General features: G+C 68.7%; 6 protein-coding genes and 1 pseudogene. 3 read left to right on the top strand and 4 right to left on the bottom strand.

The features are described 5' to 3' along the window. The first annotated feature begins 237 nt into the window (after positions 1 to 237). Positions 238 to 381: a hypothetical protein gene (locus HUU95_RS09940; protein WP_174279971.1), complete on the top strand. Its 144-nt coding sequence runs from the start codon at positions 238 to 240 to the stop codon at positions 379 to 381. Here the strand turns inward: HUU95_RS09940 and HUU95_RS09935 are convergent. From HUU95_RS09935 to HUU95_RS09920, 4 genes are all read right to left on the bottom strand, one after another. Beyond that, positions 378 to 1,424, bottom strand: coding sequence for a hypothetical protein (locus HUU95_RS09935; protein WP_174279970.1), 1,047 nt, complete (start codon positions 1,422 to 1,424; stop codon positions 378 to 380). The genes HUU95_RS09940 and HUU95_RS09935 overlap by 4 nt on opposite strands. Before the next feature lie 24 nt (positions 1,425 to 1,448). Then, positions 1,449 to 2,093 (bottom strand): sigma-70 family RNA polymerase sigma factor, encoded by a 645-nt coding sequence (locus tag HUU95_RS09930; RefSeq protein ID WP_174279969.1) that lies wholly within the window; start codon positions 2,091 to 2,093, stop codon positions 1,449 to 1,451. A gap of 98 nt (positions 2,094 to 2,191) precedes the next feature. Beyond that, on the bottom strand, positions 2,192 to 2,335 hold the full coding sequence (locus HUU95_RS09925; protein ID WP_174279968.1) for a hypothetical protein: 144 nt from the start codon (positions 2,333 to 2,335) through the stop codon (positions 2,192 to 2,194). 42 nt (positions 2,336 to 2,377) lie between these two features. Beyond that, entirely contained in the window at positions 2,378 to 3,190 is an 813-nt protein-coding gene (locus tag HUU95_RS09920; protein WP_174279967.1) for a response regulator, read from the bottom strand. A 228-nt stretch (positions 3,191 to 3,418) separates the two neighbouring features. On the opposite strand from HUU95_RS09920, the gene HUU95_RS09915 reads away from it, so the two are divergent. Next, positions 3,419 to 3,598: a NepR family anti-sigma factor gene (locus HUU95_RS09915; protein WP_254602731.1), complete on the top strand. Its 180-nt coding sequence runs from the start codon at positions 3,419 to 3,421 to the stop codon at positions 3,596 to 3,598. A 10-nt stretch (positions 3,599 to 3,608) separates the two neighbouring features. Further along, positions 3,609 to 4,134: pseudogene (locus HUU95_RS09910) on the top strand (histidine kinase); the annotation flags it as partial.

Raw genomic sequence — 4,134 nt, 5'->3', positions numbered from 1 at the left:
GTCGAGGTCAACCGCGCCCGCGTCGAACCCGGCCGCGAGCGCCGGCTCGCGATCGAGCAGCAGTCGCAGGAACGGCGCCTGCGCCCGCGCCCGCGCGGCGGCCTCGCCCAAGCCCGACCCGGAGAGTGTGACCTTCACGCCACGGTCGTGGCGGTTCGGCCGCGTCGTTGTCGCCGGTTCACGCAACCTCCATCGTGCCCGACCGTTTTATCGTGCATGACCGGCTGTTACCCCCTGATGGCTGACAACAGCAACGTGCAGGTAGTGCGGGTCCCTCGCCCGGCCGATGGCGTCGGCGCGGCGTTGCGGGCGGCATGGGGCGGCGGCGCGGCCCTGCCGGCCGAGTGGCTCAAGCTGATCCAGCGGCTCGATCGACGCTAGCCGGTCGGAGACTGGTCACGGCGCCAAGCCGCGACGACCGTCTCCACGTGCCATCGATACCAGCGGTGATCGACGATCAGATGCAACACCCCGCCGCGACCGACTAGCAGATCGGGAGCGTCCCACACCGGAGCCCAGTCGTTCGACGGGGGCGGTAATCGGCGCAGCGGCATGATCCAGGTCGCCAGCAGACTAGCCTGCTCGCCATCGCCTTCGCCCGCGAGTTCGACCAAGGCGAGCCGCGCGGCGTCCTCGCGATAGCCGCCGGCGAGGAGAGCATGACGACCGTCCACGGCGATCGCTTTCGCGCCGGCGACATCGCTGCGCCACCAGCGCGTCGGGTGGTCCGGCTCAAAGCAAACCAGCGGAAACTCGGTATATGGGCACACCCAGGCGCCCGAGCCCGTCACATTCTGCGCGTAACAGTCCGCGATGATGCTCGTGCCGTCGGGCCAGTCGGGCAACGACAGCAGCGGGCCATCGGCGGCGAAGCAAGCGACGCCGTTGCTTGATGGTGCCCAGTCATGGCCGGGCAGGCGCCAGTTGTCGTTGCCGACCACGCCCTCGTCGAACCATCCGACCCAGATCCGGTCGTCGGCGTCGATCGCGACATGCTCGATGCCGTCACCCAGCCTGAACCGCTGCACGAGCGCGCCCTCTGGTGACAGCACCCGCGCGTTCGTCGCATCCCGCGCGCGTGACTTGACGATCAGCCAGCGACCGTCACTGAACCGGTCGCAAAGCGGGAACGGTGTTTCCAATGGGAAGCTGGCGCCCTCGTCCCACTCTTTCGGCCGCGCCAGCAACAACCTGCCGACTCCGTTGGCCGCCAGTTCCCACAATCGAGCGGGAGGATCGGGAGGGATGGACGATCGCCAGGCGTCGTTGACGCGTCGGTGCTCGCCTTGCAGGTCGACATCGGTGACCAGCATCGCCAGCGTGCCCTCCGTCAGCACCGAACGGCCGACTGCCTGCCGACCCTCCGGCAGCGGCGGGAGAGGATGGCCTGTGGCCAGACCGGCGGCTGGCCGGACGACGCTCACGGCGTCGCCATGCCTTGATGGCGCCTATCGCCCGCCGCTGAGAGTATCGACGTCGCCCATGATCGTGTCGAGCACCGTGCGATCCTTGTCGCGCTCGTGCAGGCGGCGCGACGGGAGCGCGCCATCGGTCATCAACTGTTCCAGCGCGACGCGGCCGCGCGCGACGCGGCTCTTGATCGTGCCGACCGCGACGCCGCAAATCTCGGCCGCTTCCTCATAGGCGAAGCCGCCGGCACCGACCAGGATCAGCGCCTCGCGTTGTGGCTGCGGCAGGTGGAGCAAAGCGCGCTGCATGTCGCCCAGTTCGACATGCCGGTCCTGGCTGGCGGGCGCGGCCAGGATGCGATCGGCGACCAGATCGTCCCACTCGCCCTTGAACCGCGCGCGGCGCATCTGCGACAGGTACAGGTTGCGCAGGATGATGAAGGTCCAGGCACGCATGTTCGTACCGGCCTGGAACCGCAGCCGCGCCGCCCAGGCCTTGAGCAGCGTCTCCTGGACCAGATCGTCGGCGAGATCGCGGCTGCCCGAGAGCGAGCGGCCGAACGCGCGCAGGTGAGGAATCACCTGCGCCAGCTGCGTCTTGAACTCGGCATCGGACAACGAGACGTGCGGCACGGGTGCCGGGATCGTCTCGTCATCCTGGTCGGTGACGGCGCTGTCGGACATGAACGAAACAATACCCTTTAGGTGGGCCTCGTCACCCACCTGCATCAACATAGGATGTGGTCCGCCGACCTTCCACCCCGTCTGACTGTTACCGAGCCTTACTGGTTGACGAGGTAGGCGCCGATCATGCCCAGGATCACCAGCACAAGCGACGCGATCAGCACATAGCGGACCACGCCGGGCGTCGCGGCGCCGCGGGCTTCGGTGGCGTTGAGGCGCGAGGGGTCATCGGAATCAGCCATGGCGCGTCAACCCGCGACCGTCGTTTTGGATGCTTGACGACGTCATGCCCCCACCGGCACCGTGTTTTCGTCGAAGAACAGCGCCTGGCTGATCGCCGCCTTCACCGTGGAGCGCTGGAACGGCTTGGTGATGAGGAAGGTCGGCTCCGGCCGCTCGCCGGTGAGCAGGCGCTCGGGAAAGGCGGTGATGAAGATCACGGGCACGTCGAACTCGGCCAGGATGTCCTTGACCGCGTCGATGCCCGAGGAGTCGTCGGCGAGCTGGATGTCGGCGAGCACCAGCCCGGGGCGATCTTCCATGGCCAGCGCCACCGCCTCGTCGCGCGTCACGGCGACGCCGGTGACTTCGTGGCCCAGGTCGCGCACGATTGTCTCGATATCCATCGCGATCATCGGCTCGTCCTCGATGATGAGCACGCGCGCATGCGTCTGCTGCTCGATCTCCCGCAGCGCGTCGGCGACCAGCGTTTCCACCTCGTCGACGTCCACCTCGATCAGATACGCCGCGTCCTCGGGCGTGAAGCCCTCCATCGCGGTCAGCAGCAAAGCCTGACGCGACAGCGGCGTGATCCGCGCCAGCCGCGCGCGGGCGACCGCCTCCTGGTCGGAGCCGCTCTCCGTCTCCTGGGTGTCCACCTCCGTCTCGGCGGGATTGGTCGAGTTCCAGATGCCCTGGAACATGCGATAGAGCGCGAGGCGCGGCTCCACGTCGCGCGGGAATTGATCCGGCGCCTCGACGATCGCTTCCAGCGTCGCGCGGACATACCGGTCGCCATGCTGCTGGTTGCCGGTGAGCGCCCGGCCATAGCGCCGCAGGAACGGCAGGTGCGGGGCGAGTTGCTGTCCAAGCGACATGGGCGAGTTCAAACCTCCTGAGCGACCCCGCGACTTGCGGCACCGCGCCGCTAGCGGCTCCCCGGCCCGGCGTGAAGCCCCCCGCGAGGAAGGTGACGCCGGCTGGATTTGGCCATGCCGGGCGGAACCAACCACCTGCCTTTTAGTTTCAGCGCCCGTATGACGTGAGTTAATGGCACCGAGCGATCGGGCCCGATCGCTCGGTCGTCGTAACGATCGCTGCGCCTGTTGGCGACCTGGGGAATGATGGTGGCCGACCAGTCCAAGCGTAAGCCCGAGCCCCGCCCGCGCGGTCCGAAGCCGGAGAACGACGCCGCGATGGGTGCCGCCTTGCGGTCCGTGTACGAAAAGACGGTCGAGGAGCGCGTGCCGGACGAGTTCCTGGATTTGCTGGGCAAGCTCGATTGATGCCGCGTCCATGGCTGTAGCCGCGCCGGCGCCCCTCCTCGATCGCCCCCTTCCCGCCCTGTCCGCGCTCGGACGACTGCCGACCGGGCTCAAGCTGTTTCTGATCCTCAGCCTGGGGCTGTTGCCGCTCGCGCTGATCGCCACCGTCGCGACGCTCCATACCAGGCAGCTCAACGACGCCGACACGCGCGGGCGGCTGCGCGTCGCCAGCCTGGAAAGCGGGCACGCGATCGCGACCGAACTGGCTGGCGATCTCAACGCGCTGGGTGTTGCGGCAGCGGCGATCGCGCGCGATCCCGCCGACGCGCCGAGTTGTGCTCGAGCGCGCGGCGTGTTCGCGCAACGTTCGGCAACGGGCGCGCGCTTTGCCATCGCCGGGCATGGCGGCCGGCTATTGTGTGGCGATCCGCTGCCGCATGTAGCCGGCGACCCCGGCCGAGCGGCAGTGGTCCCCGGCCAGGGCGTCCTGCTCAGTCCACCCGCGTCAACCCCCGGTGTCACCGCCCGCGCCTTCTTCCCGACGGCGACGCTGGCGG

The sequence above is a fragment of the Sphingomonas bacterium genome, from assembly GCF_903643065.1.
Taxonomy (GTDB): domain Bacteria; phylum Pseudomonadota; class Alphaproteobacteria; order Sphingomonadales; family Sphingomonadaceae; genus Sphingomonas.
This window is presented reverse-complemented; position numbering and strand designations above follow the sequence as displayed.